Below are 23,071 nucleotides of genomic sequence, written 5' to 3'. Positions count from 1 at the left end.
GAACAATCAAGTGAGGCAACAGCTATGAAGCTTGCCGTTATTTCCGGCGACGGCATCGGTCCCGAGGTCGTCACCGAGGCACTGAAGTCGCTGCGCGTTGTGGTGCCCGACGTCGATACGACGGAGTACGACCTCGGCGCTCGGCGTTACAACGCGACGGGCGAACTGCTACCCGATTCGGTGTTGGCCGAACTGCGTCAGCACGAGGCGATTCTGCTCGGCGCCATCGGCGATCCGTCGGTGCAGAGCGGTGTACTCGAACGAGGTCTGTTGCTGCGGGCCAGGTTTGCTCTCGATCATCATGTGAACCTGCGCCCGTCGAAGTTGTTCCCCGGTGTCGTCGGACCGTTGAACGGCAATCCGGCGATCGACTTCCTCGTGGTCCGCGAGGGCACCGAAGGTCCGTACACCGGTACCGGTGGCGCAATTCGGGTCGGCACGCCGCACGAGGTTGCCACCGAGGTCAGCACCAACACCCGCTTCGGCGTGGAACGTGTTGTGCGGTATGCGTTTGCGAAGGCTCAGGCTCGCCGCAAGCACGTCACACTCGTGCACAAGACGAACGTCCTCACGTTCGCAGGCTCGCTGTGGCAGCGGACGGTCGACGAAGTTGCAGCCGAGTTCGCTGACGTCGAGGTTGCCTACCAGCACATCGATGCAGCGACGATCCACATGGTGACCGATCCCGGCCGCTTCGACGTGATCGTCACCGACAACCTTTTCGGCGACATCATCACCGACCTCGCCGCCGCGGTTACGGGCGGAATCGGTTTGGCCGCAAGCGGAAACATCGACGCGACCGGTACGAACCCGAGCATGTTCGAACCGGTACACGGCAGCGCGCCCGACATTGCCGGGCAGTCCAAGGCCGATCCGACGGCAGCCATTCTGTCCGTGTCGTTGTTGCTCGATCACCTCGGTCGCACAGCGGAGGCCGCCAGGGTCGCCGATGCGGTCGCCGCGGACCTCGCCTCGCGGGAACCCGGTGCGGCGATCAACACGGTCGAGGTCGGCGACCGCATCGCAGCGTCGCTCTAGGTTGTCGCGGCCGCTGGATCTTTCGGAACCAGCGGCACCGCGATTGCGGCGATCAGTGCCGTGACGAGCCACATCGTCGGATAGTTCGTGGCGACGATCAGCGTGCCGAACAACGGTGGTACGGCTGACGAGGCCAAATTCTGCCCGGTGTTCTGGATACCGAGACCTCTTCCGCTCCAATAGGGTCCGGCTATTTCGGCGACAGCTGTGAACGCGAGACCGTTGTCGGCGACAGTGACGACCGACGCGATCACCAGAATCGGGATCGCGACCGTCCAGTCGATCCAGTCGGTCAAGGCAAGCGCGGCCATCGTCGTGGCTGCCGCGATTGCGACGTAGCGCAGTGGTCGCATCCTGCTGCCCAACAGATCCGACCATGCGCCTGCGCCGATTCGACCCGCCGCTCCGAGCAACTGGGTACCCGTGACCAAGGCGCCCGCGGCGGTCAGCGACCAACCGCGGTCCTGTGTGAGCCAGACGAGAGCGAACGTCCACACCGCGGCCTGGGGAACGACGAGCAACACCGAGACGGAGTGGATTCGCAGGAGCGTCGAATCGCCGCGGTAGGGGTTGTTCAGCAGGCCCGACTTTGCGGCGTCGACCTTGGACGGTCGGGGTGGGTCGATGATTCCGATGCCGCAGCCGATTGCGGCGATCGCGGCCATCACGGCAGGAACGGCGAGTGCGGCGGGCACACCGTGTGCCGCGGCGACCGTGGGAATCGCGAGCGCGCCGATCGCGACGCCGAGTGGTTGGGACATCTGTCTGATGCCCATGGCGAACCCGCGTCGATTGACGGGGAACCAGCCGACGACGACGCGTCCACTTGCGGAATTGGTACTTGCGGCGGCGATTCCACCCAGCAACAGGAAGGCGCCGAGCGCAATGTAGGAGGACGTGAAGACGGCTGCTGTCGCGGCAAGGCACATCGATCCCAACCCGATGACGAGGACGCGTCGCTCGCCGATTCTGTCGACGACGACGCCCCACGCGATCAGGGCGAGCACGATTCCGACGGTCGGCATGGCCACGAGCAGACCTGCCATCGGAAGGCTGAGTCCGTCGGCGTGCAACGCAGGTATCAGAAAGGCGGAGCCGTGCACGAACAGCGAACTCGTGGATTGGCCGAAGACGCCGAGCGCGAGCATGGACCATTTGCGAGTGCTACCGACTTCTCCGGTGTGGTCCATGCTGCCTCGTTTCGGTGCTGCTTCTGCGTCTCACTATATGGGACACAAGTCCTACAATATGGATATGGTGTCGACACTACACCCGAAGTCGACGGACCTCGACGCCGATAACGGGTGCGCTACCTCGGTCGATAGACTTCACCCATGCGCCTTGGTCGAATTGCCAGTCCGGACGGTGTCGCCTTCGTGAGTATCGAGGGTGACGGCGACGAACGGATTGCAAAGGAAATCGCCGAACATCCCTTCGGTACTCCCACGTTCACGGGACGGTCCTGGCCGCTCGCCGATGTTCGCCTGCTCGCTCCGATCCTCGCAAGCAAGGTGATCTGCATCGGAAAGAACTATGCGGCCCATGCTGCGGAGATGGGCGGCGAGGCGCCGAAGGATCCGGTGATCTTCCTCAAGCCGAACACTGCGATCGTCGGCCCGAATGCGCCTATTCTGTTGCCTGCCAACTCGAATCAGGTCGACTACGAGGGTGAGCTTGCCGTCGTCATCGGACGGCCGTGCAAAGACGTCGCCGCGGCGAAAGCTCTCGACGTGATACTCGGCTACACGGTTGCAAACGACGTGACCGCGCGCGATCACCAGCGTCACGACGGTCAGTGGACGCGCGGCAAGAGCTACGACACGTTTTGCCCGCTCGGTCCCTGGATCGAAACGAACATCGATGCTTCCGATCTCCAGATCACGACCGAGCTCGACGGCGTCGTGAAGCAGAACAGCCGCACATCCCTTTTCCTGCACGACATTCCGAAGATCATCGAATGGATCAGCAGTGTGATGACACTGCTACCCGGTGACGTGATTCTCACCGGCACGCCCGAGGGTGTCGGTCCTATCGAAGCTGGACAGACCGTGTCGGTCACGATCGAGGGCATCGGAACCCTCAGCAATCCGGCTGCTGCCAAGAAGGGCAAGTAATGACCACACCTGCTGTCCGCGTTCGCTTTTGCCCGTCACCGACGGGGACGCCCCACGTCGGACTTGTGCGCACCGCACTGTTCAACTGGGCCTTCGCGCGTCATCACGGCGGTACGTTCGTCTTCCGCGTCGAGGACACCGACGCAGCACGCAACACCGAAGAGTCCTACCAGGCGATTCTCGACGCGTTGCGCTGGCTCGGACTCGATTGGGACGAGGGCCCCGAAATCGGTGGACCCTTCGAGCCGTACCTGCAATCGCAGCGCCGCGGACTCCATCTCGACGTCGTCGCGAAGTTGCTGGAGGCGGGGGAGGCGTACGAATCCTTCTCCACGCCAGAGGAAGTCGAAGCGCGCCACAAGGCTGCCGGACGCGATCCGAAACTCGGCTACGACAACTTCGACCGCGAGCTCACCGCAGAGCAGCGCCAGCAGTTCCTCGACGAAGGGCGCGGTGCCGTCGTCCGACTGCGGATGCCCGATCACGACCTCTCCTGGACCGACCTCGTGCGCGGCGAAACGACGTTCCGCGCCGGGACGGTTCCGGACTTCGCATTGACCCGTGGCAACGGCGAACCGCTGTACACACTCGTCAACCCTGTCGACGACGCAATGATGAAGATCACACACGTGCTGCGGGGCGAGGACATCTTGTCCTCTACGCCAAGGCAATTGGCGCTGTACGAGGCGCTGCAACGGATCGGTGTCGCCGACTTCACACCCGAGTTCGGGCACCTACCGTTCGTCATGGGTCAGGGCAACAAGAAACTGTCGAAGCGTGATCCCGAGTCCAGCCTTTTCGTTCACCGCGACCGCGGCTACATTCCGGAAGGTCTGCTCAACTACCTCGCGCTGCTCGGCTGGAGCATCGCCGAGGATCGTGACGTGTTCTCACTCGGCGAGATGGTCGTAGCGTTCGACGTGTCGAAGGTCAATTCCAATCCGGCCAGATTCGACATCAAGAAGGCCGACTCCATCAACGCCGAGCACATTCGGTTGGTGGATCCGGCCGATTTCACCGCCAGGTTGCGCGCGTTCCTGGTCGAGCACGGCCACATTTCGGACGACGTCGACGCCGAAGTGTTCGCCACCGCAGCGGAGTTGGTGCAAACCCGCATCGTCGTCCTCTCCGATGCGTGGGATCTGTTGAAGTTTCTTTATGTCGACGACTCGGACTTCGCGATCGATCCAGCGGCGGCAGCCAAGAATCTCGGCGCCGATTCGGCGCCGGTGCTCGACGCGACCATCACAACGTTGGACGGTGTCACCGAGTGGACGACGCCGCTGCTGGAAACCGCCCTCAAAGAGACGCTGATCGACGAAATGGGTCTCAAGCCGCGCAAGGCATTCGCCCCGGTGCGCGTCGCCGTCACGGGCAGCCACATCAGCCCGCCGCTGTACGAGTCGATGGAATTGCTCGGCAGAGCCAAGACGCTGGCGCGGCTGCGCTCGGCACGGGCGGGCGTTACCGTCGAGCAGTAGTCGAAAAACCTTTGCCGACCTGCTGGTTTGTGGATATCGGGGACCCCTTTGGTACCCTCTTGATCGGCCACAAAGCAGCCTCGCGAGAACCACGGCGAAGCAGGCGGCGAAGGCCATTGGGGTATGGTGTAATTGGCAACACAGCGGTTTCTGGTACCGCCATTCTAGGTTCGAGTCCTGGTACCCCAGCGGTAAGTTGCAGGCGAGAGATCGCCGCAATCGGAGCGATTTTGTCGCCGAGCAATAGCCAGTTAAGCTGGCTGAGCTTTCCACAAGCAGAAGTTCCTGGCCCCGTCGTCTAGCGGCCTAGGACGCCGCCCTCTCAAGGCGGTAGCGCGGGTTCGAATCCCGTCGGGGCTACAACGAGTAAAGGCCCCGTGACCAGCAGAAATGCACGGTCACGGGGTCTTTCTCATTTCCACCACATCACCGTCTGCCCACATTTTGCCCACACTCGACCTGATGACGTCGAGTGCAATGCCCACCGATTCGAGATCGTCGTCGAACAGATCGGCGTACACATCGAGCGTCATCGAGGCTTTCGCGTGGCCCAGCATCCGCTGCACCGCCTTCACCGAAGCGCCGGCGGAGACGGCCAACGACGCCGCGGTGTGCCGCAGCTCGTGTGGCGTGAAGGCCTCCGGACACCGAGCGTCGATCACCGCCTGGTCGAACCACGCCTCGCGAGCAACCTTCGTTCGCAACGGCTTTCCCGCACGCTCGCCCGCGAACAGCAACGACGTTGGCGACCTGCCCGCGAGGATCGGCGAAAGGACGTCGGCGAGAAAACGGGGGAGCGGGACCCACCGATGCTGATAGTCCTTCGGCTCACCCCACGAATGTTTGCCCTCGACGAGCGTCACCGACTTCGTGACGTGCACGCGGCGCCGCAGGAGGTCGACGTCTGCGACGGTGAGCGCCGCCATCTCGCCCCATCGCAGGCCTGTGTACGCGAGCAGCAGCACAAGCGGTCCCCACTCGTCGGACTTCTCGGCGAGCGTCTCTACCTGTGCGGCCGTGAGGTATCGCCGCTTCTTGTGCGCCACCCGGGGAAGGCTCGCCTTGTGTGCCGGGTTGTTCGGAATTCGCTTGTCGCGCACCGCGAGATCGAACACCTGTGAGAGCACTCGGTGGATCTTCGTCACCGATGCCGCAGACTGGGTTTCGATGAGTTCGGTCAGCCAGCCTTGAACATCGACGTAGTCCACGCGGCCGACTGGCGTTGCCTCCCAACGTCCAAGGATGTGTTTGTCGACGATCCCTTGGTATCGCGATCGAGTCGACGGCGTCAGATTCGATTTGCTGTCGAGCCACAACTGCGCCCATTCACCGACGGTGACCTTCGACCGGCTCGGTTCGATGTAGCTGCCGTCGTCCTTACTGACCTCGACGCGGTTAGCGAAACCTTCGGCGGCCTTCTTAGTCAGGAAGCCGCGCTTATCGGTCTGCCGGCCATCGGGCATTCGGTAGCGGACGCGGTACCGCTTACCCTTCGCCGTCTCGTACGCGGAGACGGTCGCCATCAGCTCGCCCGTCGTACTCGAGCGCGGCTGTCACGCAGGCGCCGTAAACGATTGACGAGCACGGGATTTGCGGCGAGCGCCTCCGGCTCGTCGAGCAGCTCGTTCAAATGCGAGTAGTAGCGGACGGCGGACATATCGAATGTCTCGCGGATCGCTTCCTCTTTCGCGCTCGCCTGGTTCCAGTACTTCGCCTCGAACGTGAGGATCATGCTTTGCAGCGGGCTCATGGCTGCCGCCTTTCTGCGCGTCGTTCTATCTCCACGAGTAGTGCCGACAGTTGGATCCGGTCGGCGAGGGCTTCGTCCACGCTGTCGCCGATCAGGTGCGCCCGTTCGCTCTCGGTGAGGTTGGCGACAGCTTCGATCAACTCGTCGTCGGTCATGCCCTCGGGCGTCATGGCTGCCGCCTCTCGATCTCAGCGTCGATGTACCTGCGCTCATCATCGGTAAGGTTCTGCACGCGCGTCCGCAGTGTGGGCAGATCCACCCAGAGTTCGACCGCAGTCTCCGCGTCGACGCGGTGACGGTTCCACGCGAGCGCGTCGATTAAGGCGTCGAGTTCAATGAGTCGCCGCGCGGTGATCCGCTCGACTATCCGCTCCTCTTTCGGTCCGAGATACGGATCGTCAGGCACGGGGCCGCGCTCTGCGTGCACGATCTCGTGGGTGAGCGTGCAGCGTCGCTCGGCCTGGTTCGACGTGCAGTCGATGTCGATTCCGTCGACGGTCCAGCCGCCGAGGCATCCGAGGTCAACGCGATCGGGGTACGCCACCGCTACGTGCGGGTAACGATCTCGAAGGTGTCGCCACGGGTGCCACTTGGTCATGCTCGACAGCGTGGATCAAGGGTCCGACAAAGTACATCGTTGTGATTACCCGGAAGACTCAGCCTGCGTCGGCGGTGTGGGCTCGCTAGCTGGCGGTTGTGGGTTCGACTGGGTAACCGTACGGATCATCTCCTTGCCGACCTGCATTGCTGGGATGATGATCGCCGCAAGCGCCAGCCATTGGCCGAGGATCATGCCGGTTATGGCTATACCAAGGGCGACGACACTCAGCGACCAGGAGGAATTTGTCACAAGGGCGGACAGCATCAGGACGGTTCGTCCGAACCGGGATCTTGGCTCTCGTCCTCGGGAGCGGTCGTCAATCGACGTCGCTTGCGCTCCTCCGTCTCACCCTTGCGGGCCGCGCCGGCTAAGTCCGCGAGATCGCCATCCCATCCGTTCTCGACGGCAACCCGGTCGCGATGCGAGGGAAGTGGCCGAAGGTTGGTTAGACCCGCATCTGCCGGGGTCGACGGTTCGTCAATGGGCTCGCCTTGATTCGACCGAGTCAGGGCGTCGGCCTTGTCGTTCGCGATTGCACGGACGACTGCGACTACAGCGTCGCGTTGTTGTGCGGTCAACAAGTCGGAGTTAACCGGGAGCATCGTCGCGAGTTCCGACCGTTGCTGGCGCACGTCTAGCCCAATCGACCTCGCGGCCGCGAGAACTACAGCGGCAATGTCGACCTCGATTGCGTCAGCGATCGCCTGCAGCGTCGCTGGTTCGGGGAACTCCGCGATCCGCACGCCGGACCCGAGCTGCTGCCAGCGTTGGGCGGTCAGGACATCATCGGCACGCGCCGCAAGGTTGCGGTAGGACCACCCGCGGCCGTCCTTCTGTCTGGTTATCAACTCGGCAAGTGTGGGCACAGATGAAGGTTGCGATGGCACGCCCGAATCTGGCAACACAAGCTCCTGATCATCTGCCTACGCGAAAAACGTGGCGCCACGCGTTTTAGCGCCTACCAATTGACACCCCAAAGTGTGCCCTATACCCGCAGGCTGCGGAACTACACCGCTGTCATTTCTTGACACCTGCCTACCAGTAGGCGCTATATTCCTGCTTAGTACTTGACGGATAGGCGCCTACTAAGCAGAATGAGAGGCACGAGATGGCCCCGTATCGCCGATGGCCGAAGGGAACCTGGATGAAGCTCAAGAGCCCCGAACTGCTGAGGGCATTCGTCGGTCCCGAGCACAGCAAGAAGATGTCCGGGCGAAAGCTCGCTCGAATCATCGAGAAGCACCCCAGCTTTATTGACCACCTACTCGCCGGTCGTCGCCGTAGCTGCGAACCGAAGACGGCGAATCGCATTGCGGAGGCGCTCGGTCTCCCGGTCGAGATTCTTTTCGATGTCCAGCTGACAAGTGCTGAGCGTGAAGTTGACCAGCGCAGGGCGGTATCGTTCGCATGATCGCCGAGACGGGTGCGGTGCAGTCGCCGTGGATGACCGTTCCAGAGGCCGCGCAGTACGCGCGGTGCGGTCACGGGCTCGTCTATGAGGCATGCCGCACGGGGGAGTTGAAGGCAAACCAAGCCGGTCAGCATGCAGGCCGTCGCGGCAAGTGGCGCATTCACCGCGACGCCATTGACGAGTGGCTCGGCAGCCCCGCGACAACCAAACGACCGCGCCACTTACAGCGGTCGGCATGACCCCGAACGTCCCTGCGCCGGTCGCGGGGATCGCATCGCCGGACGCGACGGCCTTCCACTCTGCCGCGTCCGGCAGTGCGCCAACCAAGCCCTGAAAAACAAAAACGGGCCGCGGCTTCCCTCCGCGACCCGTCGATCCCACCGAGAGGACATCACAGTGAGACAACGTAAGAATACCGCTCGCCATCGCCCCGCAGAAGGTCGCCGAACGCTCGCGCAGATCGTCGCCGACCAGATGCTCACAGAGGCGCAGGTACAGACCATCGTCGACGAGCGCGCAATCTGGGGCCGTCCGAGCGGGGTGACGGCATGAGCGCCACCTCTCTCGACCCTCTGTACAAACTGCCCAAGAGCGCCGCCCTGTACATCGCCGAGCATGGGTGGACGCAAGGCACTGAGGTCGAAGCAGACGGAAGGGTGTGCCTGACGGGCGCTCTGCGGTTGTGCTCCCCGGTTCCCGGTGACGGCTACCTAGCTCGTGCGGTGCTGCGTCGCCGTGGCCGCGCCGAGGGATGGAACGACAAGGGCGGTCGCACGGCGGGCGAGGTGATCGGCTATCTCGCGGAGACTGAGATATCCGACGATGATTTGGCGCTGACGTTCGGCCCGCAGTGGCGGGAGATTGTCGATCAGGTCCGCGCAATCGCGGGCGCAACACCTGCGCAGATAGAGAGGTTGGGCTCTGCTCGAGACGATGCTGCCTGGGGCTCTGCTCGAGCAGCTGCTCTGGGCGCTGCTTGGGGCTCTGCTCGAGACGATGCTGCCTGGGGCTCTGCTCGAGACGCTGCTCGAGACGCTGCTCGGGGCTCTGCTCGAGACGATGCTGCCTGGGGCTCTGCTCGAGCAGCTGCTCTGGGCGCTGCTTGGGGCACTGACGCTGCTCTGGGCGCTGCTTGGGGCACTGACGCTGCTCTGGGCGCTGCTCGGGACGCTGCTCGGGACGCTGCTCGGGCACTATCTGTCCGCGATCTCATCAGCAAAAACGGTTTCACCCAGGAGCACTACGACATCCTGACCGGGCCGTGGCGGAAAGCGATCGGCCCGCTGCACGCTGACGACGCGCCACTGAGCGGGGTGACGGCATGAGCTTCCTATCGCTGGTGTCGCAGTTCGGTCAAGTCCACGTAGACGTCGATCGTGAGGATTGGCGCGACGACGACGAGCCGATCAACGTCTACCTCAAAGATCCCGTCTCGGGCCGATCGTCAAAGCTCTACCTGTCGATCGAGCACGCGACAGTGTTGCATTCCAAACTCGGCGAGGTTCTCGCCCAACTCGTCCCCGCGCATGACGTGGGGATCGCATCGCCGGACGCGACTGCCTTCCACTCGGCCGCGTCCGGCAGTGCGCCAAGCTCCGGGGGTGACGGGAATCCCCCTAGTGGTGCCATCACCAGCCGTCACCCCCGGTCCCAAGCTCAGATAAATGCTGCGTTCTTCAAGCTCGACGAGATTCGCCTACTGCTGCAGCCGGTACTCGACATCAAGACAAGGGCTTTCACACCCGATTCGTTCCAGATGGCTCGCGACATCATGGCGATTGTCGAGGGCAAGTGATGGTCATCCTCGGGCACCTAATTCAACTCGCCGCAGTCGGCGCGCTTCTGTACGGCATCATGCCGTCGAAATGGGGTCAGCGATGAATCTCTACCGGCGTATCGGCTCGGATCGAGTCGACATCGACGGGTTATCCGTCGAGGTATCCACCGTTTTCCTCCCGTTCAACCACCAGTTCATTCCAGGTCTTCCACCGCTGATCTTCGAGACGATGCTGTTCGTCGATGCACCCGATCACGAGTTCGATATGTGGCTCGATCGGTACTCGACGCAAGAGCAAGCCGAAGCTGGACACGCCGCGATCGTCGAGGGCTTGCGCGCCTCGACGACGTTCTCGACTGGGCACAAAAACGCTTGCCGCTGCATGGCATTCGTTGCCGAGCATGTCCGGCCCGTCGACTCCTGTGACAACTGCTTCGCGACTCTCACGGCCGAAGTCGAGGCAGACGCGAAACTCTGCGCCGAGTGTCTGGCGGATGAACTCGCCCTCGACTTCGCGCAGGAGCAAGCCGAGGAACGGTCACGCGAACGAGCGAGGGGCGACCGATGAAAACCGAATGGCTCGAACGCGCGTTGTGCAAAGACCACGATCCCGAACTGTTCTATCCGCTACCAGGCGAGAAGAACAAGGCGCGCGAAGCTGTCGCAGTCTGCAAGCGGAACGCGCTCGATCGCGGTGAGAACGACGGTATTTCAGCAGGACTCGCGCTGCGGCAGTTGACCGCTGCCGCTCGCCGCACCCACCTCGCCGCCATCGCATCGGGCGTGAAGCCGTGAGCCGGTCGTACATGCCCGACGACACGTTCCTCACCGAGTTCCGCCATTTCCGCGCATGCGGATACACCCTGGACGAGATCGCCACAGTCCTCGGGATTCAAGTGAAATCAGTCGAACGTCGACTGCAACGAATGCGCAAGCGCGGCCTGCAGATTGATCACCTCGTCAGCGACGCCTGCACTGTGCTCGACGACGCCGATGCAGTCGGCGAAGCGGCGAATGCGGTAACCGTCGCAGTGCGCGAAATGGACCCGTCCGAGTTGCATCGTTGGATCACCACACAGTGCGAGCTGAGGCCCGCGCGGATGGCGCAGGTAATGATGGCGCTCGGCGCATGGGTCAACATCGAGGACGAGACGACCGTCGCGCGCGGTGATCGCATCGAGTCGCTGAGTATGCCGAGGCGGTCGGCATGATCGAGCCAGGTTCGCCCGAGTGGCTACAGATCATCACGCCGTCGAAGGTCGCCGCGATCCTCGGCGTGAGCCGATGGGAATCGCCCTACCGCCTCTGGCATCGGATGAAGGGACTCGTCCCGCCGGAGCCGCCCGCCGATCGGTTCGACGTCGGACACGCCGCCGAGCAGATGCTCGCAGAGTTGTGGCGGATCCAGAATCCGACGTGGCAACTCTCGCGTGGCGAGGTGCAGATCCGGAACGACTCGTTCGGATTCCCCACTCTCGCAACGATCGACGGTCGGGCTCGTCGCGGTGCGCTGCGCCGAGTCGTCGAGTTCAAGTCGGCCCGAACGCTCGATGACATGGAGATGTGGGGAGACGACTTCACAGGCGATGTCCCCGCCGACTACTTCGCACAGTTGCAGTGGCAGATGCACGTCACCGAGTACACCGACTACGCCGCGCACCTGCTCGCGATGGGGCCGTACTTCAAGCACCGCACGTACGTCGTCGGCTACGAGCCTGATCTCGCCATGCTGATCGAAGAGAAGTGCCGGACGTTTCACGCCTCGCTACTTGCCGACGAGCCGCCCGACCTTGACGACTCGGTGCCGACGTACGAATGCGTTCGGCAGTTGAACCCCAACCTCGAGGACCGCGACGCCGAGATCGACCCGCAGCTCGCCGCCGACTTTCTCGATGCCGACCGTGAGTACCGCGCCCTCGAAGCCGAATACCGCGGACTGAAGACCCGCATCCTCGACGCGATGGGCAACGCCCGCAACGGATTGACCGGCGATCTCAAGGTCGCCCGCCGACAGAACAACGGCAAGGGATCGATCTCTCTCTACGCCAACAAGAAGACACCCACCGATCAACTCAGGGAGCTAATCGCATGACTACCGAACTCGCCGTACAGGATTCGACCAACATCGCACTACCTGAGCCGTCCGACGACGCGATCGGCAGGCTCATGCGCCAAGCCGATGCGATGGGCGCGGCCCGCAAGATCGGCAACGCTCTCGCCGGCACCGCGATGGTGCCCGAGATTTACCAGCAGTATCCCGAGAACAAGAAGGAGAACCCGCAAGCGGCCGACAATGCCGCCGCCGCAATCCTTTACGGCGCAGAACTCGGACTGTCGGCGGTGCAATCGCTACAAAACATCTTCATCGTTCGCGGCAAGCCCGCGGTCTACAGCCGCACGATGGTGGCGCAGGTGCTCGTCGCTGGGCATCGTGTCGAAGAGGTCGAGGCAACACCCACCTCGGTCACCTGGCGCGGCGTGCGTCGCGATACGGGCGCCGAGTTCGTCTCGACGTGGACGATCGAACGGGCGAAGGTGGCCGGATTCCTGAGTAACAAGCTGTACGCCTCGATTCCAACCGAAATGCTGCGGGCGAAGTGCCAGTCCGAAGTGTGCCGAACGATGGCACCCGACGTCCTGCTCGGCATGGCCTTCAGTCGCGAAGACCTCGAACTCGAAGCGCCACCCGTGAAGGTTCGCAGCGAGCGGGTGCGGACGGGTGCAGCGGGACTGCGCGATGCACTCGGCGTCAAAGATGACGAGTCCGTCGCCGAAGCCGCCGCAGCGGACGCCGGGCCGACGCTCATCTCACCCGCGCAGCTGACCAAGTTGCACGCGATGTTCTCCAATGTCGGCCTGACGAATCGTGACGAGGCGCTCGCGTGGTTGTCGAACATCCTCGAACGAGAAGTGGCGACGTCCAAAGACATTCACGCCGACGAGGTCGACCGCCTGTTCGCCGAACTCGAAACTGAACAGCCATGAGTGCCGAGGAGTGGCGGCCCGTCATTGGGTGGGATGGCTACTACGAGGTATCGAATCACGGTCGCGTGCGCAGCGTCTCGCGAGTAGTCCCGCACGCGGCGAAGGTGGCCGTTAGCGTCCGACCCCGACCGTTGAAGCAGACCCCCAACGCGAGGGGTTACATGCAAGTTGGATTGGCGCGTAATAGAACTCACCGCACATCGAAGGTGCACGCGCTCGTCCTATCGGCATTCGTCGGGCCTTGCCCCGTGGGCATGGAGGGGTGCCACGAAGACGGCAACCCGGCGAACAATCAGCTCGACAATCTGCGCTGGGGTACGCATTCGAGCAACGTCAAGGATCAGGTGCGTCACGGAACGCACCACACAGCGCGGCGCACGCACTGCCCGAGTGGGCATGAGTACACACCCGACAACACGATTCGAAAGTCCGGCCGCCGCCACTGTCGCGAGTGCACGCGGATCTATCGACGTAACTACTGGCTCACCAAATCGGCTTAGCGCCAACAAAACTAAGGAGAATTGCTATGGATCGACCATTGATAGATACAGCCCGCGTTCGCTTCTCGGGACTCTCGGCAGAGGACTTCGAGATTCCCGACATCGGCGAGCAAGTGACTTACACGATCAAGGCCACCTGCACGACGCACACCGAACAGGATATGGCGAACGAGGGGACGCGAAGAACCTGCACGATGAAGATCGACCGCGTCGTCGAGGGCATCAGCAAGGCCGTCAATGACGCCGCGAACGGGCAGCTGGCCCTCGTGCCAGATGACGAGTCGGGCGACGAGCAGCCCGGCGACGACAGCGGACTCGGCGCATTCAAGGACGGCCCATCATTCTCGGCGGGTGAGTGATGGTCACCGTCGCCCGACCCCAGAACGCTCGAATCATCCGCGACGGCAAACCGATTCCACTCGAACTCGCCTACGCCGGAGTCGAAGACGACATCCACGTCTGGCGAACCATCACGCCATTGCAACGCGGCGACTCGGTCCACATCGACTGCCTCCCCGCGCGCGCATCGATTCAGTTCGGTGGCTCCGATGGATAACTGGATGAACGGCTACGCGCACAACGACCGTGAGGAATCCCGCTCGGCGTCGGCGTATTTCACCGGCCCGTATCCCGAGGATCAGCGGCCGTCGAAGTTCGAGATTGCCCGCGAAGAGCGAGAGGACGGGCGTCGTGGCTGACTCGTACATCAACCCCGATGGGTCACTGATCGAAACATCTATCACCTACAAAGCCATCGTTGGTGACAACCTGAACGTCACAGCCGACGGCAGGCGGGCGCAGATCCTCGCAGCGGAAAACTTTGCCTGGCTGGACATTCCGCTCGACCTAGGCAAGCTCGGCGTGCTGTATCTGACCTTTCCGCTCGACGACCTACTCGCATGGGCTGCTGCTGTCACCGCACACCGTGAGGCCACCAATGGCTGACTACCTGACGCGCGCAATGGAACTTCACCCTGATGCGCGGACCGCGCTCGTCGCGTCCGAAACGTATCTGACCGCCGAGTGCACATGGAGGGTCTACGCGGACCTCCGCACTCGTCGACTGGTCACACCAGACGGGCAGATCACCCCGAAGGGACACAAATTCGTCGACGCACTGGAGGGACGCAATGCCTGACCGACTCACCGATGAGCAGATCGCAGAGTGGGGTACTGACATAGCGGTAGTCGAGGACATCTGGCCCACCATCCGCACGTACGTCTACGGCGTCTTCGACAAGGGATTCGCTCGCGGTCGCGCCGTCGAAGTCGAGCAACGAAAGGCAGAGCACCATGGCTGACATCGTGAACCGCGTTCGCCGTATGCGCCGACAGAACCGTCGCTGGTACGAATGGGGTCATCGTGTGATGACGCTCGTTGGGCGCGAGGACGGCGGGGCGTACGGCGGAGTTCCCCGACCCCGCGACATGTGGTTCCGGCACGAGAACGGGCGCATCCGCACCACCTACAACTACGACGACGTGCGCGCCAAGAACGACGGCGAGTGGAAGATCTTCGACTCGCAAAGCGACGGCTTTGAGGTAGTCATCGGATACTGGCCGCACCCGAACGATAACGGTTCAATCAGCCGGTCGGGACTCGATGGCCGGGCTGAGCAGCGCCTCTTCCTGCGGTGGTTCGTGTGGGACGGCCTCGTTAAGGCGGAATGGCTAGGGCTCCGGCGCTGGCTGTACTACAAAGCTCTCACTTCCGTTGTCGAGCAGAAGGTTCCGTTCACATGCCAGGCCACGCCGACGAGTGGGTATTCGCACTGGCATTGCAGTCTGCGCCGCAAGCATGTTGGCGAGCACCGATTCCATAACTACACGTGGGCAAATTCTGGTCGCGTGAAGTTCAAGCCGGTGCGCAATGCCTGACTTCCTACGCACCGCACTACCGATCGCCGCTCTGTTCACCGTCGCCGCAGCGCTCGCGGTCGGCGTCCAGCATTGGCAGGTGGCGCGATGAGCGACATCGCGATCGACGTCTACTCACGGCCGAACTGCATGCCCTGCAAGATGACGAAACGTGCACTCGACGACGCAGGCGCGACGTACACCGAGCACGACGTCAGCGCCGACCCGGCTGCTGCGCAACGGGTTAGGGATCTCGGCTATGCCGCCGTCCCTGTCGTCACCGTCACCCTGCCCGACGGCCTGGACCACTGGCACGGATACCGCGCAGAGAAGCTCGCCGCCGCTGTCTACCTTGAACGTGAGGGGCAGCTGTGAAAGCCCTTACCGTTCAACAGCCGTGGGCATGGGCAATCATGCACGGCGGCAAAACGATCGAGAACCGCACGCAGCTCTGGAAGTATCGCGGGCCCCTCGCGATCCACGCGGGGATGCGCTACTCAGACCGCGGCATGGACTCACCGCTCGTACAGAAGGCAGCGACCGGACGGACCGGCTTCGGATGCTGGGACAGCGGCATCGTCACCCCGCCCGCATGGACGACCTGCGCCGCAATCCTAGGCACCGTCGAGCTCGTCGACGTGCACCCTGACGCCGGATGCTGCCGACCATGGGGCGAGTCAGCGTACGTCGAGCACGGCGGACATGAGCGGCGACAGATCGTGCACCTCGTCCTGGAGAACGCGCGCCCCCTCGCCGAGCCGATCCCATGCACAGGCGCCCTCGGTTTGTGGACGCCGCCGGCGGACATCATCGCGCAGCTTGAACGAGAGGGACGGCCATGAGCTTGCAAGGCTTCTCACAGGTGGCGCTCGACCGCGCCAACGAGTACCGATCGAAAGCGGCAGCCGACGCGAACACCGCGCGTGCGCAATCGATCCTCGGATCCGAATCGGCTCACGACACCCTGTCCGCTCAGGATCTGCGAGTCCTCCGCGCCCGAGTCGTTGCTCCGGACGCTTCCTTCGGCGCGCGCTACTGAAGGGCGAAGGTCGACCGACACGCCGAGCAGCTCGAAATCGAAGGAGCACAACGTGATCGACATCATCACCGTTCGCGGCGCTGGCGAACTCGGCAACCACCCGAACAACATGCTCGCCAACGTCGTTCGCCGCCTCGACAAGCCACGGTTCCGGCACATCGCAGACCTTTCGTACCCAGCAGCAGTCGGCCCGGTCAACCCCGAGCGCAACCCGTTCGGCCCGTCACTGTCACAGTCGCTGGTCGAAGGTAAACGCAACCTCGCCGAGGCGATCCGCCGCAGCCCGAACCGCGTCGGCATTCTCGGATTCAGCCTCGGCGCGTACGTCGTGTCCGACTTCCTCGAGGACTGCCACGTCGGCTCGGACTACACGCAAGACACCGACACACTCTTCGTGGGACTCGTCGCCAACCCAAGACGAGCACCCGGCGGCAACCTCCCCGGCTACGGCATCGCGGGCGCGCACTTCACCTGGCCGTCGATCCGCACCTTCGACGTGGCACACGCCGGCGACGGCATCCCCTGCTGCCCCGACAAGAGCCCGCTACGCCGCGTGGCTGACTTCCTCATCGGCGGGCAACGTCCACCACAGGTCGCTCCGTCGTGGCGGGACTGGCTACGCGATCCGATCGGCACACACGCTCAGTACGACGCAGCGGGCCGCTACATCGCCGGGTACCTATCGGGTGAGCACACGACCCGGTATATCGCAGGTGGGCATCTAGACCGCCTCGCCGACGCGATCAATGCGGGGGTGCGGTGATGGGCAAGACATCAATCGAGTGGACCGACGTCACGTGGAATCCAACCACGGGGTGCACGAAAGTCTCACCAGGCTGCGATCACTGCTACGCCGAAACGCTCGCCGAACGATTCCGGGGCACGCCAGGTCACTACTACGAGAACGGTTTCGACGTCCAGCTCCGGCCGGACAAACTCGAAGAGCCGTTGCGGTGGAAGAAGCCGCGCCGGGTGTTCGTCAACTCGATGTCAGACCTGTTCCACAAAGACATCCCCGACGAGTACATCGCCCAGGTGTTCGCAGTAATGGCGGTGGCGTCGCAGCACACATTCCAGGTCCTCACGAAACGGCACGCACGGATGCGCTCGCTACTTTCGTCGGACACGTTTATCGACGAGGTGTTTGCAGCATCCGTTGAGTTCGGCGGCGAAAGCGACTGGGCCACTTCGGACTGGCCGCTTCCGAACGTCTGGCTAGGCGTTTCGGCTGAGAATCAGCAGTGGGCTGACGCTCGCATTCCGGTGCTGCTCGATACGCCCGCTGCGGTTCGATTCGTCAGTGCCGAACCCTTGCTCGGCCCGATCAATCTGTGCAACTGCTACCCAGGTGGAGTTTCGCCCTCGACCTACGAAGGGCCGCAGGAGCATTGCAACGTGCACGGGCGAGCACCGCTCGCCTGGCTAATCGTCGGCGGCGAATCAGGCCGCGGCGCAAGGCCGATGCATCCCGACTGGGCACGCAGCATCCGTGACCAATGCGAAAGCGCCGGCGTCGCGTTCCTGTTCAAGCAGTGGGGCGAATGGGAGCAGGACGTAACCCGCTACATCACAGGCAATCCCGTCACGATGGGACAGGAGTACACCGTCCTCAATGTCCCGCGGAAGCCGAACAGTCGGCAGACGGCACTACACGCCACGGGGACGACCGCGCTCAATCCTGACAACCCGTTCGATCCGTTTGCAGCTGGTCATCAAGGTTGGACGGTCATGCGCCGGGTCGGCAAGAAGGCGGCAGGCCGCGAACTCGACGGCCGCACATGGGACGAGTTCCCGCACAACGGAAATGAGGTCGTCTAATGGCCGTCAGCAAGAGGTTGCGCTACGAGATCCTTCGACGCGACAACCACACGTGCCGCTACTGCGGCGCAACCGCTCCCGAAGTGAAGCTGACCGTTGATCATGTTGTGCCCGTCGCGCTAGGTGGATCGGACGACCCGAGCAACCTTGTCACGGCGTGCCAACCATGCAACGCGGGCAAATCAGCCAGCGCCCCCGATGCACCGATAGTTGCGGACATCGAAACCAAAACGCTCTTGTGGGCGCAAGCAATGAAGCAGGCTGCGGCCGAGCGGGTTCGGAATCAAGCGCAAAGAGCTCAGGACAACACATGGTTCTTGGCTAAGTGGAACAGCTGGACATGGACCGACAAACTCGGAGGCGTCCATAAGATCCCGCTGCCCGACACCTTCGGCGTTTCGATACACCAGTTCCTCGAAGCCGGGCTCGAATACGGCGACTTAGTCGAACTGGTCGAGGTCGCTATGAATGCCCGCACAGCGGACGAATGGCGCTATTTCTGCGGCTGCTGCTGGCGACGCATTCGTGCCGCACAAGACCGTGCCGCGCAAATCGTCACAGAATGGGAGGCGGCCAAAAATGGCGACTAACAAAATCGGCGTGATTCAAGAATCGATATGGCGAGATAAGGATTTCCGCGCACTCTCACGCGACGCGCAATGCACCTATCTCGAACTGATCTCACAGAGCGTGATCGATCGCGCTGGCGTTCAGCCACTCCAGGTGACGAAGTGGGCGAAGGGATGCAACTCGATCACCGTCGAAGACATCTGGAGGGATCTGAAAGAGCTTCAGGCGGCGCGGTTCGTGTTCTTCGACGATGACACCGAGGAGCTGTTCGTTCGCTCGTACATGCGCACCTGTGAGGTCTGGAAAGTGCCGAATACGTTGAAGTCCGCGCTCCGGGCGGCGACGGTCGTCGCGTCGGAGATGCTTCGCCATGAAGTGGCTGTGGAATTGCGGAAGCTACGTCGGGCGGACGCTACCGCGACGGCGAACGAGATCGATCCGGGTGATGGGTTTGCGTACCCTTCCGCAACCCATAGCGAACCCATCCCGAACCCTTCGGTAACCCATCCCGAAGGGTTCAACCCATCGGGAACCCTTAGCGAACCCACAGGTACTGGTACAGGTATGGGTACATCTCTTGTTCCTGAGATTGAAAGTTTAGGGAGGGGCGCGAGCGCGTCCGAGGCGAAGGTTGCCGACAAAGCCCCCGCCCCCCGCTGCTCCAAGCATCTCGAAAACCCGACGACCGAACCGTGCAGAGCGTGCGGCAACTCTCGGCGCCTGCTCGACGAATGGAATGCGGCCACCTTGCAGGCCAAGCGCCAGGAGCTCGGTAGCCGCCGAGCAGCCATCGACGCCTGCGAACTGTGCGACGAGAACGCCATCCGGCACGAGCCGACCTCACTCAAAGAGTTCGACCTACCTGCGGTCCGCTGCGATCACACGCCGATGAGTCTCGAAGCGTGGCAAGCGTTCCTGCCTCAAGTTGCCGAAGCGGTGACCGCCGATGCGTAGCCAGAACTCGCACGCCGTCCGCAACGACGCGAACACGATCATGTGCCCGCAGTGCCACGCGGCCCCCGGCGACGTGTGCTTCCGTCGCGGATCGGCCGGCGAACGAATCGAGCTCGTCGGACCACCGGCGCATCACGGTCGCCTGGAGGCTGCCCTCAAATTGCGTGAGCTGCCATTCGAGGAGGTCGAGAAGCCGTGACGACGGTGGTCGGTATCGATCCCAGCTTGACCGCTGCCGGTGTCTCGACAATCAAGCATCCACGCATAGCTGGGAACCCGAACAAGCCGATCTGCGCCACGATGGGGCGGCAAGGATCGAACGCTGACACGATCACGCAGACCGCCATCCGCATCGGCGACCAGACGCGGCGGATATGGGGATCGCTGCCCTCGTCGGTGCAGCTCGTCGTCATCGAGTCACCCGGGCGCCCGAATCCGAATGCGCCAGGACGATTCGCAGAGCGCGCAACGGTCTACTACCGAATCGTCGAGCAACTGGCATTGCGCCGAATACCCGTCGTGACGGTCGCTTCGAAGACAGTCAAGAAATGGGCGACAGGTAGCGGTGACGCCTCGAAGGCCGAGATGGTCGCAGCAATGCGCGAGCTTTGGCCTGCCGCACTAATCCGAAACGACAACGAGGCTGACGCGCTCGCCCTCGCCACGATGGGCGCGATGCAACTCGGTTGGCTCGAGCCTGAATTGCCGTGCCACATATCACCGAACGTCAGTTGGCCGAAGGGGGTTGTACGTGTCTAACGCTCACGCCGTCCTGTGCAGCGAATGCGACCGCCCGGTCGCCGACTCGGTGCCACTGTGCGACGTCTGCGTAGGAGAGTTTGTGAGCGAACTCAAAACCGTTCCCGGCATCGTCGCCGACATTACGATTACCGCGGCGCGACTGGCGCGAATGAGCAACGGCCGCAACGGCGGCAAGTCTGCCGAGACGCCGCTACCGATCAACATCGACAAGAACGGGCAACTACCGCACCGACGCCCGTACGACGCACTCGTCAACTCGCTTACCACCTGGGGCCGACATATCGAAGATCACTACCGCCTGACGATCCCGATCGAAGCCGCGGGGCTGCGCGGGCTCGTGATGGCGAACCGCTGCAACACGGGCCGACGCGATAAGGCGGCATTCGCGCTCTCGTCATGCACCGAAGCCGAGTGCGTCGCAATATGGCTCGCGTGCAACCCGCAGTCGATCCGACTCATGCCCGCGTCGCACGAGATGATCGCCGACATATCGAACGCGATCGACCGCGCACGCATGGCCGTCGATCGAGCGCCCGAGTTGCGCTACCTCGGACCCTGCCCCGGCGTTCTGCAATCGGGCAAGCCGTGCGAGTTCGAGCTGCGCGCCGAGTCGGGCGAGCAGTGGGTGCGGTGCGGACGATGCCGCGAGCAGCACAACGTCGACAAGATCATGGCCGACGCCCAACGCCGCATCGAGGACCGCTTGTGCACGATGAAGCAGATTGCCGGCTACCTCGGCGCGATGGGCTACAAGATCCCTACATCCACACTGCACAACTGGAACAACAGACCGCCGCGCTGGCTCATCAAACGCGGATGGCTACACGGCAACACCATCACGACGGCATGGATACACCGCGACGATCCACCCGTCTACCGCTTCGGTGACGTACTGCGAGCAGTCAGGCGCGAGCTGACGGTGGCCGTCGATGCTTGATCTTGACCTGCGTTTATGTATTCTGGGGACAACCTCAGAACCATTCGGCGACCCCGAAAAGTGTTTCTGGGGTCTTTTTGTGCCCGTGAGAAAAGGGGGCCGAGCATTGGCGCTCACAGGTCCGCAGGCTATCGGTGCTGTGTTCGGCGTCGTTCTCGCCCACGAAGTCACAGCCGAAGACGGGCAGATGATCTCTCACGTGTGGGACCGATTGATGCAGCGCGCACCGATAACCACGATCGCAGGCACCATCGGATTCGCAACCGTCACGGTCGCACACCTACTCAACGCACTCGACCGACACCCACGACTCGACCCATACGCAGGCTTCGGCTTCGCAGTCATACGACGCGCAGACCACATGCCACGCACACAGGAGGCCTCGCAATGCTGAGCACCATCATCACCATTGGAACACTCGTCATCACGATCGCCTCCGCCGCAGCGAAACTCATCCCGTTGGTCATCGAACTGTTCTGACCCATGACCTACAACACCGACCGCACCGGGCAAGGCCGCTGGACCCCAGCAGCCCGCGGCTCCATCGGCATCCTCTGGACCAACGACACCGACAGCATCGGCTTCCTGCCCATCCCACGCGTCGACGCCGCACCAGTCCAAGCACTCATCGACAACGCCTATGCGGCCGGCAAGACCGCAGCCCAAGCCTTCGACGAGACAGCACCATTCGTCGCACCACTCGTCAACGGCACGCCTATCGTCAAGACCGGCGACATCGACAACTGGCGCGAAGACCGACGAGGACTCAGCCGACCCATCAGGCAGGCCACGCCATGACCGTCAAAGACACACCCAAGAACCAAGGACTCGGCCGCATTCTCGCCTGCGTCTACACAATCGCAGCCGCACGCGAAGACGCCACACCCGAGCAGCTCGACCGCCTCCGCACCGACGTCGTGCCCACCGTCAAGGCCAACCTGAAGAAGGGTGGCAACCTCACCCTCGTCTACCGCGCCATCCGCGACGTCATGCCCGCAGGCTGGACACCGACCGGACAGTGGGCAACGGCGATCGCCAACCCACTCCAACCCATCGCAGGCGCAGCACAGGTCCGCGGACTCGACGTCGGCACGCTACTCAGCTAGCAGTCCGACGCGATGCCTCGCACCACCACCCAACGCGGACTCGGCTGGCAACACCAGAAGCAAGTACTCCGCCTCAAGCAACAGCACCGAGACACAACACCGTGCTGGTGGTGTGCCAAACCCATGTACAACGACAACAACGCCCACCTCAACTGGGACGGTCACAAACTCCACGGCGACCACAGCACCAGCCGCGACCACGGCGGCACCATCACCGACCGACTACTGCACCAAACCTGCAACATCCAACGCGGCAACGGCGACCACGACGACCAACGCCCCGCACTGCTCCACCAGCACGGCGGCCACCCCGGCAACACACTCCAATGGGCGAAATGAAACATCCGAAAATTATCGAAGGGGCCCCCGTC

42 protein-coding genes, 2 tRNA genes and 1 pseudogene are annotated in these 23,071 nt (G+C 63.0%); 38 read left to right on the top strand and 7 right to left on the bottom strand.

Translation table 11 applies throughout. The features are described from left to right. The first annotated feature begins 24 nt into the window (after positions 1 to 24). Entirely contained in the window at positions 25 to 1,038 is a 1,014-nt protein-coding gene (locus ACHIRB_RS25705; RefSeq protein WP_395124235.1) for a 3-isopropylmalate dehydrogenase, read from the top strand. On the opposite strand, the gene ACHIRB_RS25700 is transcribed toward ACHIRB_RS25705, so the two are convergent. Next, positions 1,035 to 2,228, bottom strand: a complete 1,194-nt coding sequence (locus tag ACHIRB_RS25700) for an MFS transporter (protein WP_395124236.1) — start codon at positions 2,226 to 2,228, stop codon at positions 1,035 to 1,037. The two genes, ACHIRB_RS25705 and ACHIRB_RS25700, sit on opposite strands and share 4 nt — an antisense overlap. A 144-nt stretch (positions 2,229 to 2,372) precedes the next feature. Here ACHIRB_RS25700 and ACHIRB_RS25695 point away from each other — a divergent pair, with 144 nt between their 5' ends. The 4 genes from ACHIRB_RS25695 (at position 2,373) to ACHIRB_RS25680 (ending at position 4,993) form a co-directional block, all read left to right on the top strand. Then, on the top strand, positions 2,373 to 3,152 hold the full coding sequence (locus tag ACHIRB_RS25695) for a fumarylacetoacetate hydrolase family protein (RefSeq protein WP_395124237.1): 780 nt from the start codon (positions 2,373 to 2,375) through the stop codon (positions 3,150 to 3,152). After that, positions 3,152 to 4,633, top strand: a complete 1,482-nt coding sequence (gene gltX / locus ACHIRB_RS25690) for a glutamate--tRNA ligase (protein ID WP_395115364.1) — start codon at positions 3,152 to 3,154, stop codon at positions 4,631 to 4,633. The genes ACHIRB_RS25695 and gltX overlap by 1 nt, the downstream gene beginning before the upstream one ends. A gap of 117 nt (positions 4,634 to 4,750) precedes the next feature. Then, positions 4,751 to 4,822 (top strand) — tRNA-Gln (locus tag ACHIRB_RS25685). Between the two features lie 98 nt (positions 4,823 to 4,920). After that, positions 4,921 to 4,993 (top strand) — tRNA-Glu (locus ACHIRB_RS25680). Positions 4,994 to 5,031: 38 nt separating this feature from the next. Here the strand turns inward: ACHIRB_RS25680 and ACHIRB_RS25675 are convergent. Genes ACHIRB_RS25675 through ACHIRB_RS25650 form a run of 6 tightly spaced genes read right to left on the bottom strand, consistent with a single transcriptional unit; the run spans position 5,032 to position 7,850 of the window. Continuing rightward, positions 5,032 to 6,156, bottom strand: coding sequence for a tyrosine-type recombinase/integrase (locus ACHIRB_RS25675; RefSeq protein ID WP_395124239.1), 1,125 nt, complete (start codon positions 6,154 to 6,156; stop codon positions 5,032 to 5,034). After that, a complete protein-coding gene (locus tag ACHIRB_RS25670; protein ID WP_395124240.1) occupies positions 6,156 to 6,383 on the bottom strand; it encodes a DUF3263 domain-containing protein in 228 nt (75 codons plus the stop codon). Before ACHIRB_RS25670 ends, ACHIRB_RS25675 begins: the two co-directional genes overlap by 1 nt. Beyond that, positions 6,380 to 6,553 (bottom strand): hypothetical protein, encoded by a 174-nt coding sequence (locus ACHIRB_RS25665; RefSeq protein ID WP_395124241.1) that lies wholly within the window; start codon positions 6,551 to 6,553, stop codon positions 6,380 to 6,382. Before ACHIRB_RS25665 ends, ACHIRB_RS25670 begins: the two co-directional genes overlap by 4 nt. After that, complete coding sequence (locus ACHIRB_RS25660; protein ID WP_395124242.1) at positions 6,550 to 6,981, bottom strand: hypothetical protein; 432 nt, start codon at positions 6,979 to 6,981, stop codon at positions 6,550 to 6,552. Before ACHIRB_RS25660 ends, ACHIRB_RS25665 begins: the two co-directional genes overlap by 4 nt. 45 nt (positions 6,982 to 7,026) lie before the next feature. Next, positions 7,027 to 7,233, bottom strand: a complete 207-nt coding sequence (locus tag ACHIRB_RS25655; RefSeq protein WP_395124243.1) for a hypothetical protein — start codon at positions 7,231 to 7,233, stop codon at positions 7,027 to 7,029. A gap of 14 nt (positions 7,234 to 7,247) precedes the next feature. Beyond that, positions 7,248 to 7,850, bottom strand: a complete 603-nt coding sequence (locus tag ACHIRB_RS25650; RefSeq protein ID WP_395124244.1) for a hypothetical protein — start codon at positions 7,848 to 7,850, stop codon at positions 7,248 to 7,250. Positions 7,851 to 8,128: 278 nt separating this feature from the next. Between ACHIRB_RS25650 and ACHIRB_RS25645 the strand changes: the two genes are divergently transcribed. The 33 genes and pseudogenes from ACHIRB_RS25645 to ACHIRB_RS25490 all read left to right on the top strand — a co-directional run bounded on the left by ACHIRB_RS25645 (position 8,129) and on the right by ACHIRB_RS25490 (position 23,039). Further along, on the top strand, positions 8,129 to 8,395 hold the full coding sequence (locus ACHIRB_RS25645) for an XRE family transcriptional regulator (protein WP_395124245.1): 267 nt from the start codon (positions 8,129 to 8,131) through the stop codon (positions 8,393 to 8,395). Beyond that, the gene (locus tag ACHIRB_RS25640; RefSeq protein WP_395124246.1) at positions 8,392 to 8,634 is read left to right on the top strand and encodes a helix-turn-helix domain-containing protein; all 243 of its coding nucleotides are present in this window, start codon (positions 8,392 to 8,394) and stop codon (positions 8,632 to 8,634) included. The genes ACHIRB_RS25645 and ACHIRB_RS25640 overlap by 4 nt, the downstream gene beginning before the upstream one ends. 157 nt (positions 8,635 to 8,791) lie before the next feature. Next, the gene (locus ACHIRB_RS25635; RefSeq protein WP_395114930.1) at positions 8,792 to 8,947 is read left to right on the top strand and encodes a hypothetical protein; all 156 of its coding nucleotides are present in this window, start codon (positions 8,792 to 8,794) and stop codon (positions 8,945 to 8,947) included. Next, positions 8,944 to 9,189: pseudogene (locus ACHIRB_RS31250) on the top strand (DUF6197 family protein); the annotation flags it as partial. The gene ACHIRB_RS25635 and the pseudogene ACHIRB_RS31250, both read left to right, overlap by 4 nt. Before the next feature lie 139 nt (positions 9,190 to 9,328). Then, a complete protein-coding gene (locus ACHIRB_RS25630) occupies positions 9,329 to 9,649 on the top strand; it encodes a hypothetical protein (protein ID WP_395124247.1) in 321 nt (106 codons plus the stop codon). Positions 9,650 to 9,716: 67 nt separating this feature from the next. Continuing rightward, positions 9,717 to 10,190, top strand: coding sequence for a hypothetical protein (locus ACHIRB_RS25625; protein ID WP_395124248.1), 474 nt, complete (start codon positions 9,717 to 9,719; stop codon positions 10,188 to 10,190). Positions 10,191 to 10,272: 82 nt separating this feature from the next. After that, entirely contained in the window at positions 10,273 to 10,740 is a 468-nt protein-coding gene (locus tag ACHIRB_RS25620; protein ID WP_395124249.1) for a hypothetical protein, read from the top strand. Beyond that, positions 10,737 to 10,967 carry a WhiB family transcriptional regulator gene (locus tag ACHIRB_RS25615; protein WP_395124250.1) on the top strand — a complete coding sequence of 77 codons (231 nt, stop codon included), beginning with the start codon at positions 10,737 to 10,739 and terminating at the stop codon, positions 10,965 to 10,967. Before ACHIRB_RS25620 ends, ACHIRB_RS25615 begins: the two co-directional genes overlap by 4 nt. Next, entirely contained in the window at positions 10,964 to 11,383 is a 420-nt protein-coding gene (locus tag ACHIRB_RS25610) for a sigma factor-like helix-turn-helix DNA-binding protein (RefSeq protein WP_395124251.1), read from the top strand. Before ACHIRB_RS25615 ends, ACHIRB_RS25610 begins: the two co-directional genes overlap by 4 nt. Continuing rightward, entirely contained in the window at positions 11,380 to 12,264 is an 885-nt protein-coding gene (locus ACHIRB_RS25605) for a YqaJ viral recombinase family protein (RefSeq protein WP_395124252.1), read from the top strand. Before ACHIRB_RS25610 ends, ACHIRB_RS25605 begins: the two co-directional genes overlap by 4 nt. Next, positions 12,261 to 13,157: a hypothetical protein gene (locus ACHIRB_RS25600; protein ID WP_395124253.1), complete on the top strand. Its 897-nt coding sequence runs from the start codon at positions 12,261 to 12,263 to the stop codon at positions 13,155 to 13,157. Before ACHIRB_RS25605 ends, ACHIRB_RS25600 begins: the two co-directional genes overlap by 4 nt. After that, positions 13,154 to 13,657, top strand: coding sequence for an NUMOD4 motif-containing HNH endonuclease (locus ACHIRB_RS25595; protein WP_395124254.1), 504 nt, complete (start codon positions 13,154 to 13,156; stop codon positions 13,655 to 13,657). The genes ACHIRB_RS25600 and ACHIRB_RS25595 overlap by 4 nt, the downstream gene beginning before the upstream one ends. A gap of 26 nt (positions 13,658 to 13,683) precedes the next feature. After that, complete coding sequence (locus tag ACHIRB_RS25590; RefSeq protein ID WP_395124255.1) at positions 13,684 to 14,016, top strand: hypothetical protein; 333 nt, start codon at positions 13,684 to 13,686, stop codon at positions 14,014 to 14,016. Further along, positions 14,013 to 14,213: a hypothetical protein gene (locus tag ACHIRB_RS25585; RefSeq protein WP_395124256.1), complete on the top strand. Its 201-nt coding sequence runs from the start codon at positions 14,013 to 14,015 to the stop codon at positions 14,211 to 14,213. Before ACHIRB_RS25590 ends, ACHIRB_RS25585 begins: the two co-directional genes overlap by 4 nt. Then, entirely contained in the window at positions 14,206 to 14,355 is a 150-nt protein-coding gene (locus ACHIRB_RS25580) for a hypothetical protein (RefSeq protein ID WP_395124257.1), read from the top strand. The genes ACHIRB_RS25585 and ACHIRB_RS25580 overlap by 8 nt, the downstream gene beginning before the upstream one ends. After that, complete coding sequence (locus ACHIRB_RS25575) at positions 14,348 to 14,602, top strand: hypothetical protein (protein ID WP_395124258.1); 255 nt, start codon at positions 14,348 to 14,350, stop codon at positions 14,600 to 14,602. Before ACHIRB_RS25580 ends, ACHIRB_RS25575 begins: the two co-directional genes overlap by 8 nt. Continuing rightward, positions 14,595 to 14,795, top strand: coding sequence for a hypothetical protein (locus ACHIRB_RS25570; protein ID WP_395114947.1), 201 nt, complete (start codon positions 14,595 to 14,597; stop codon positions 14,793 to 14,795). Before ACHIRB_RS25575 ends, ACHIRB_RS25570 begins: the two co-directional genes overlap by 8 nt. Further along, positions 14,788 to 14,958 (top strand): hypothetical protein, encoded by a 171-nt coding sequence (locus ACHIRB_RS25565; RefSeq protein ID WP_395124260.1) that lies wholly within the window; start codon positions 14,788 to 14,790, stop codon positions 14,956 to 14,958. The genes ACHIRB_RS25570 and ACHIRB_RS25565 overlap by 8 nt, the downstream gene beginning before the upstream one ends. Further along, on the top strand, positions 14,951 to 15,535 hold the full coding sequence (locus ACHIRB_RS25560) for a hypothetical protein (protein ID WP_395124261.1): 585 nt from the start codon (positions 14,951 to 14,953) through the stop codon (positions 15,533 to 15,535). Before ACHIRB_RS25565 ends, ACHIRB_RS25560 begins: the two co-directional genes overlap by 8 nt. An 87-nt stretch (positions 15,536 to 15,622) precedes the next feature. Then, entirely contained in the window at positions 15,623 to 15,889 is a 267-nt protein-coding gene (locus ACHIRB_RS25555; protein ID WP_395124262.1) for a glutaredoxin domain-containing protein, read from the top strand. Continuing rightward, positions 15,886 to 16,356, top strand: coding sequence for an ASCH domain-containing protein (locus ACHIRB_RS25550; protein ID WP_395124263.1), 471 nt, complete (start codon positions 15,886 to 15,888; stop codon positions 16,354 to 16,356). The genes ACHIRB_RS25555 and ACHIRB_RS25550 overlap by 4 nt, the downstream gene beginning before the upstream one ends. Continuing rightward, the gene (locus tag ACHIRB_RS25545; protein WP_395124264.1) at positions 16,353 to 16,553 is read left to right on the top strand and encodes a hypothetical protein; all 201 of its coding nucleotides are present in this window, start codon (positions 16,353 to 16,355) and stop codon (positions 16,551 to 16,553) included. The genes ACHIRB_RS25550 and ACHIRB_RS25545 overlap by 4 nt, the downstream gene beginning before the upstream one ends. A 52-nt stretch (positions 16,554 to 16,605) precedes the next feature. Further along, on the top strand, positions 16,606 to 17,316 hold the full coding sequence (locus ACHIRB_RS25540) for a PE-PPE domain-containing protein (protein ID WP_395124265.1): 711 nt from the start codon (positions 16,606 to 16,608) through the stop codon (positions 17,314 to 17,316). Further along, positions 17,316 to 18,371, top strand: coding sequence for a DUF5131 family protein (locus tag ACHIRB_RS25535; protein WP_395124266.1), 1,056 nt, complete (start codon positions 17,316 to 17,318; stop codon positions 18,369 to 18,371). The genes ACHIRB_RS25540 and ACHIRB_RS25535 overlap by 1 nt, the downstream gene beginning before the upstream one ends. Further along, positions 18,371 to 18,961: an HNH endonuclease gene (locus tag ACHIRB_RS25530; protein WP_395124267.1), complete on the top strand. Its 591-nt coding sequence runs from the start codon at positions 18,371 to 18,373 to the stop codon at positions 18,959 to 18,961. The genes ACHIRB_RS25535 and ACHIRB_RS25530 overlap by 1 nt, the downstream gene beginning before the upstream one ends. Continuing rightward, positions 18,897 to 19,895, top strand: a complete 999-nt coding sequence (locus tag ACHIRB_RS25525) for a hypothetical protein (protein WP_395124268.1) — start codon at positions 18,897 to 18,899, stop codon at positions 19,893 to 19,895. Before ACHIRB_RS25530 ends, ACHIRB_RS25525 begins: the two co-directional genes overlap by 65 nt. Further along, positions 19,888 to 20,094 carry a zinc finger domain-containing protein gene (locus ACHIRB_RS25520; protein ID WP_395124269.1) on the top strand — a complete coding sequence of 69 codons (207 nt, stop codon included), beginning with the start codon at positions 19,888 to 19,890 and terminating at the stop codon, positions 20,092 to 20,094. Before ACHIRB_RS25525 ends, ACHIRB_RS25520 begins: the two co-directional genes overlap by 8 nt. Next, positions 20,091 to 20,654 (top strand): hypothetical protein, encoded by a 564-nt coding sequence (locus tag ACHIRB_RS25515; protein WP_395124270.1) that lies wholly within the window; start codon positions 20,091 to 20,093, stop codon positions 20,652 to 20,654. The genes ACHIRB_RS25520 and ACHIRB_RS25515 overlap by 4 nt, the downstream gene beginning before the upstream one ends. A gap of 82 nt (positions 20,655 to 20,736) precedes the next feature. Then, the gene (locus ACHIRB_RS25510; RefSeq protein WP_395124271.1) at positions 20,737 to 21,594 is read left to right on the top strand and encodes a hypothetical protein; all 858 of its coding nucleotides are present in this window, start codon (positions 20,737 to 20,739) and stop codon (positions 21,592 to 21,594) included. A gap of 106 nt (positions 21,595 to 21,700) precedes the next feature. After that, the gene (locus ACHIRB_RS25505) at positions 21,701 to 21,988 is read left to right on the top strand and encodes a DUF7427 family protein (protein WP_395124272.1); all 288 of its coding nucleotides are present in this window, start codon (positions 21,701 to 21,703) and stop codon (positions 21,986 to 21,988) included. Between the two features lie 89 nt (positions 21,989 to 22,077). Continuing rightward, entirely contained in the window at positions 22,078 to 22,392 is a 315-nt protein-coding gene (locus ACHIRB_RS25500; RefSeq protein WP_395124273.1) for a hypothetical protein, read from the top strand. Continuing rightward, entirely contained in the window at positions 22,389 to 22,700 is a 312-nt protein-coding gene (locus tag ACHIRB_RS25495; protein ID WP_395124274.1) for a hypothetical protein, read from the top strand. The genes ACHIRB_RS25500 and ACHIRB_RS25495 overlap by 4 nt, the downstream gene beginning before the upstream one ends. A 123-nt stretch (positions 22,701 to 22,823) precedes the next feature. After that, positions 22,824 to 23,039, top strand: coding sequence for a hypothetical protein (locus ACHIRB_RS25490; RefSeq protein WP_395124275.1), 216 nt, complete (start codon positions 22,824 to 22,826; stop codon positions 23,037 to 23,039). Positions 23,040 to 23,071: the final 32 nt, after the last annotated feature.

It is taken from the genome of Antrihabitans spumae, assembly GCF_043944905.1.
GTDB classification, from domain to species: domain Bacteria; phylum Actinomycetota; class Actinomycetes; order Mycobacteriales; family Mycobacteriaceae; genus Antrihabitans; species Antrihabitans spumae.
This window is presented reverse-complemented; position numbering and strand designations above follow the sequence as displayed.

Excerpts from the sequence above, each read along its gene's own strand:
- ACHIRB_RS25705 (WP_395124235.1), top strand. The coding sequence starts at position 25 with ATGAAGCTTGCCGTTATTTCCGGCGACGGCATCGGTCCCGAGGTCGTC.
- ACHIRB_RS25700 (WP_395124236.1), bottom strand. The coding sequence starts at position 2,228 with ATGGACCACACCGGAGAAGTCGGTAGCACTCGCAAATGGTCCATGCTC.
- ACHIRB_RS25695 (WP_395124237.1), top strand. The coding sequence starts at position 2,373 with ATGCGCCTTGGTCGAATTGCCAGTCCGGACGGTGTCGCCTTCGTGAGT.
- gltX (WP_395115364.1), top strand. The coding sequence starts at position 3,152 with ATGACCACACCTGCTGTCCGCGTTCGCTTTTGCCCGTCACCGACGGGG.
- ACHIRB_RS25675 (WP_395124239.1), bottom strand. The coding sequence starts at position 6,156 with ATGGCGACCGTCTCCGCGTACGAGACGGCGAAGGGTAAGCGGTACCGC.
- ACHIRB_RS25670 (WP_395124240.1), bottom strand. The coding sequence starts at position 6,383 with ATGAGCCCGCTGCAAAGCATGATCCTCACGTTCGAGGCGAAGTACTGG.
- ACHIRB_RS25665 (WP_395124241.1), bottom strand. The coding sequence starts at position 6,553 with ATGACGCCCGAGGGCATGACCGACGACGAGTTGATCGAAGCTGTCGCC.
- ACHIRB_RS25660 (WP_395124242.1), bottom strand. The coding sequence starts at position 6,981 with ATGACCAAGTGGCACCCGTGGCGACACCTTCGAGATCGTTACCCGCAC.
- ACHIRB_RS25645 (WP_395124245.1), top strand. The coding sequence starts at position 8,129 with ATGAAGCTCAAGAGCCCCGAACTGCTGAGGGCATTCGTCGGTCCCGAG.
- ACHIRB_RS25640 (WP_395124246.1), top strand. The coding sequence starts at position 8,392 with ATGATCGCCGAGACGGGTGCGGTGCAGTCGCCGTGGATGACCGTTCCA.
- ACHIRB_RS25630 (WP_395124247.1), top strand. The coding sequence starts at position 9,329 with ATGCTGCCTGGGGCTCTGCTCGAGCAGCTGCTCTGGGCGCTGCTTGGG.
- ACHIRB_RS25625 (WP_395124248.1), top strand. The coding sequence starts at position 9,717 with ATGAGCTTCCTATCGCTGGTGTCGCAGTTCGGTCAAGTCCACGTAGAC.
- ACHIRB_RS25620 (WP_395124249.1), top strand. The coding sequence starts at position 10,273 with ATGAATCTCTACCGGCGTATCGGCTCGGATCGAGTCGACATCGACGGG.
- ACHIRB_RS25615 (WP_395124250.1), top strand. The coding sequence starts at position 10,737 with ATGAAAACCGAATGGCTCGAACGCGCGTTGTGCAAAGACCACGATCCC.
- ACHIRB_RS25605 (WP_395124252.1), top strand. The coding sequence starts at position 11,380 with ATGATCGAGCCAGGTTCGCCCGAGTGGCTACAGATCATCACGCCGTCG.
- ACHIRB_RS25600 (WP_395124253.1), top strand. The coding sequence starts at position 12,261 with ATGACTACCGAACTCGCCGTACAGGATTCGACCAACATCGCACTACCT.
- ACHIRB_RS25595 (WP_395124254.1), top strand. The coding sequence starts at position 13,154 with ATGAGTGCCGAGGAGTGGCGGCCCGTCATTGGGTGGGATGGCTACTAC.
- ACHIRB_RS25590 (WP_395124255.1), top strand. The coding sequence starts at position 13,684 with ATGGATCGACCATTGATAGATACAGCCCGCGTTCGCTTCTCGGGACTC.
- ACHIRB_RS25580 (WP_395124257.1), top strand. The coding sequence starts at position 14,206 with ATGGATAACTGGATGAACGGCTACGCGCACAACGACCGTGAGGAATCC.
- ACHIRB_RS25570 (WP_395114947.1), top strand. The coding sequence starts at position 14,595 with ATGGCTGACTACCTGACGCGCGCAATGGAACTTCACCCTGATGCGCGG.
- ACHIRB_RS25565 (WP_395124260.1), top strand. The coding sequence starts at position 14,788 with ATGCCTGACCGACTCACCGATGAGCAGATCGCAGAGTGGGGTACTGAC.
- ACHIRB_RS25560 (WP_395124261.1), top strand. The coding sequence starts at position 14,951 with ATGGCTGACATCGTGAACCGCGTTCGCCGTATGCGCCGACAGAACCGT.
- ACHIRB_RS25555 (WP_395124262.1), top strand. The coding sequence starts at position 15,623 with ATGAGCGACATCGCGATCGACGTCTACTCACGGCCGAACTGCATGCCC.
- ACHIRB_RS25545 (WP_395124264.1), top strand. The coding sequence starts at position 16,353 with ATGAGCTTGCAAGGCTTCTCACAGGTGGCGCTCGACCGCGCCAACGAG.
- ACHIRB_RS25535 (WP_395124266.1), top strand. The coding sequence starts at position 17,316 with ATGGGCAAGACATCAATCGAGTGGACCGACGTCACGTGGAATCCAACC.
- ACHIRB_RS25530 (WP_395124267.1), top strand. The coding sequence starts at position 18,371 with ATGGCCGTCAGCAAGAGGTTGCGCTACGAGATCCTTCGACGCGACAAC.
- ACHIRB_RS25520 (WP_395124269.1), top strand. The coding sequence starts at position 19,888 with ATGCGTAGCCAGAACTCGCACGCCGTCCGCAACGACGCGAACACGATC.
- ACHIRB_RS25500 (WP_395124273.1), top strand. The coding sequence starts at position 22,078 with ATGACCTACAACACCGACCGCACCGGGCAAGGCCGCTGGACCCCAGCA.
- ACHIRB_RS25495 (WP_395124274.1), top strand. The coding sequence starts at position 22,389 with ATGACCGTCAAAGACACACCCAAGAACCAAGGACTCGGCCGCATTCTC.
- ACHIRB_RS25490 (WP_395124275.1), top strand. The coding sequence starts at position 22,824 with ATGTACAACGACAACAACGCCCACCTCAACTGGGACGGTCACAAACTC.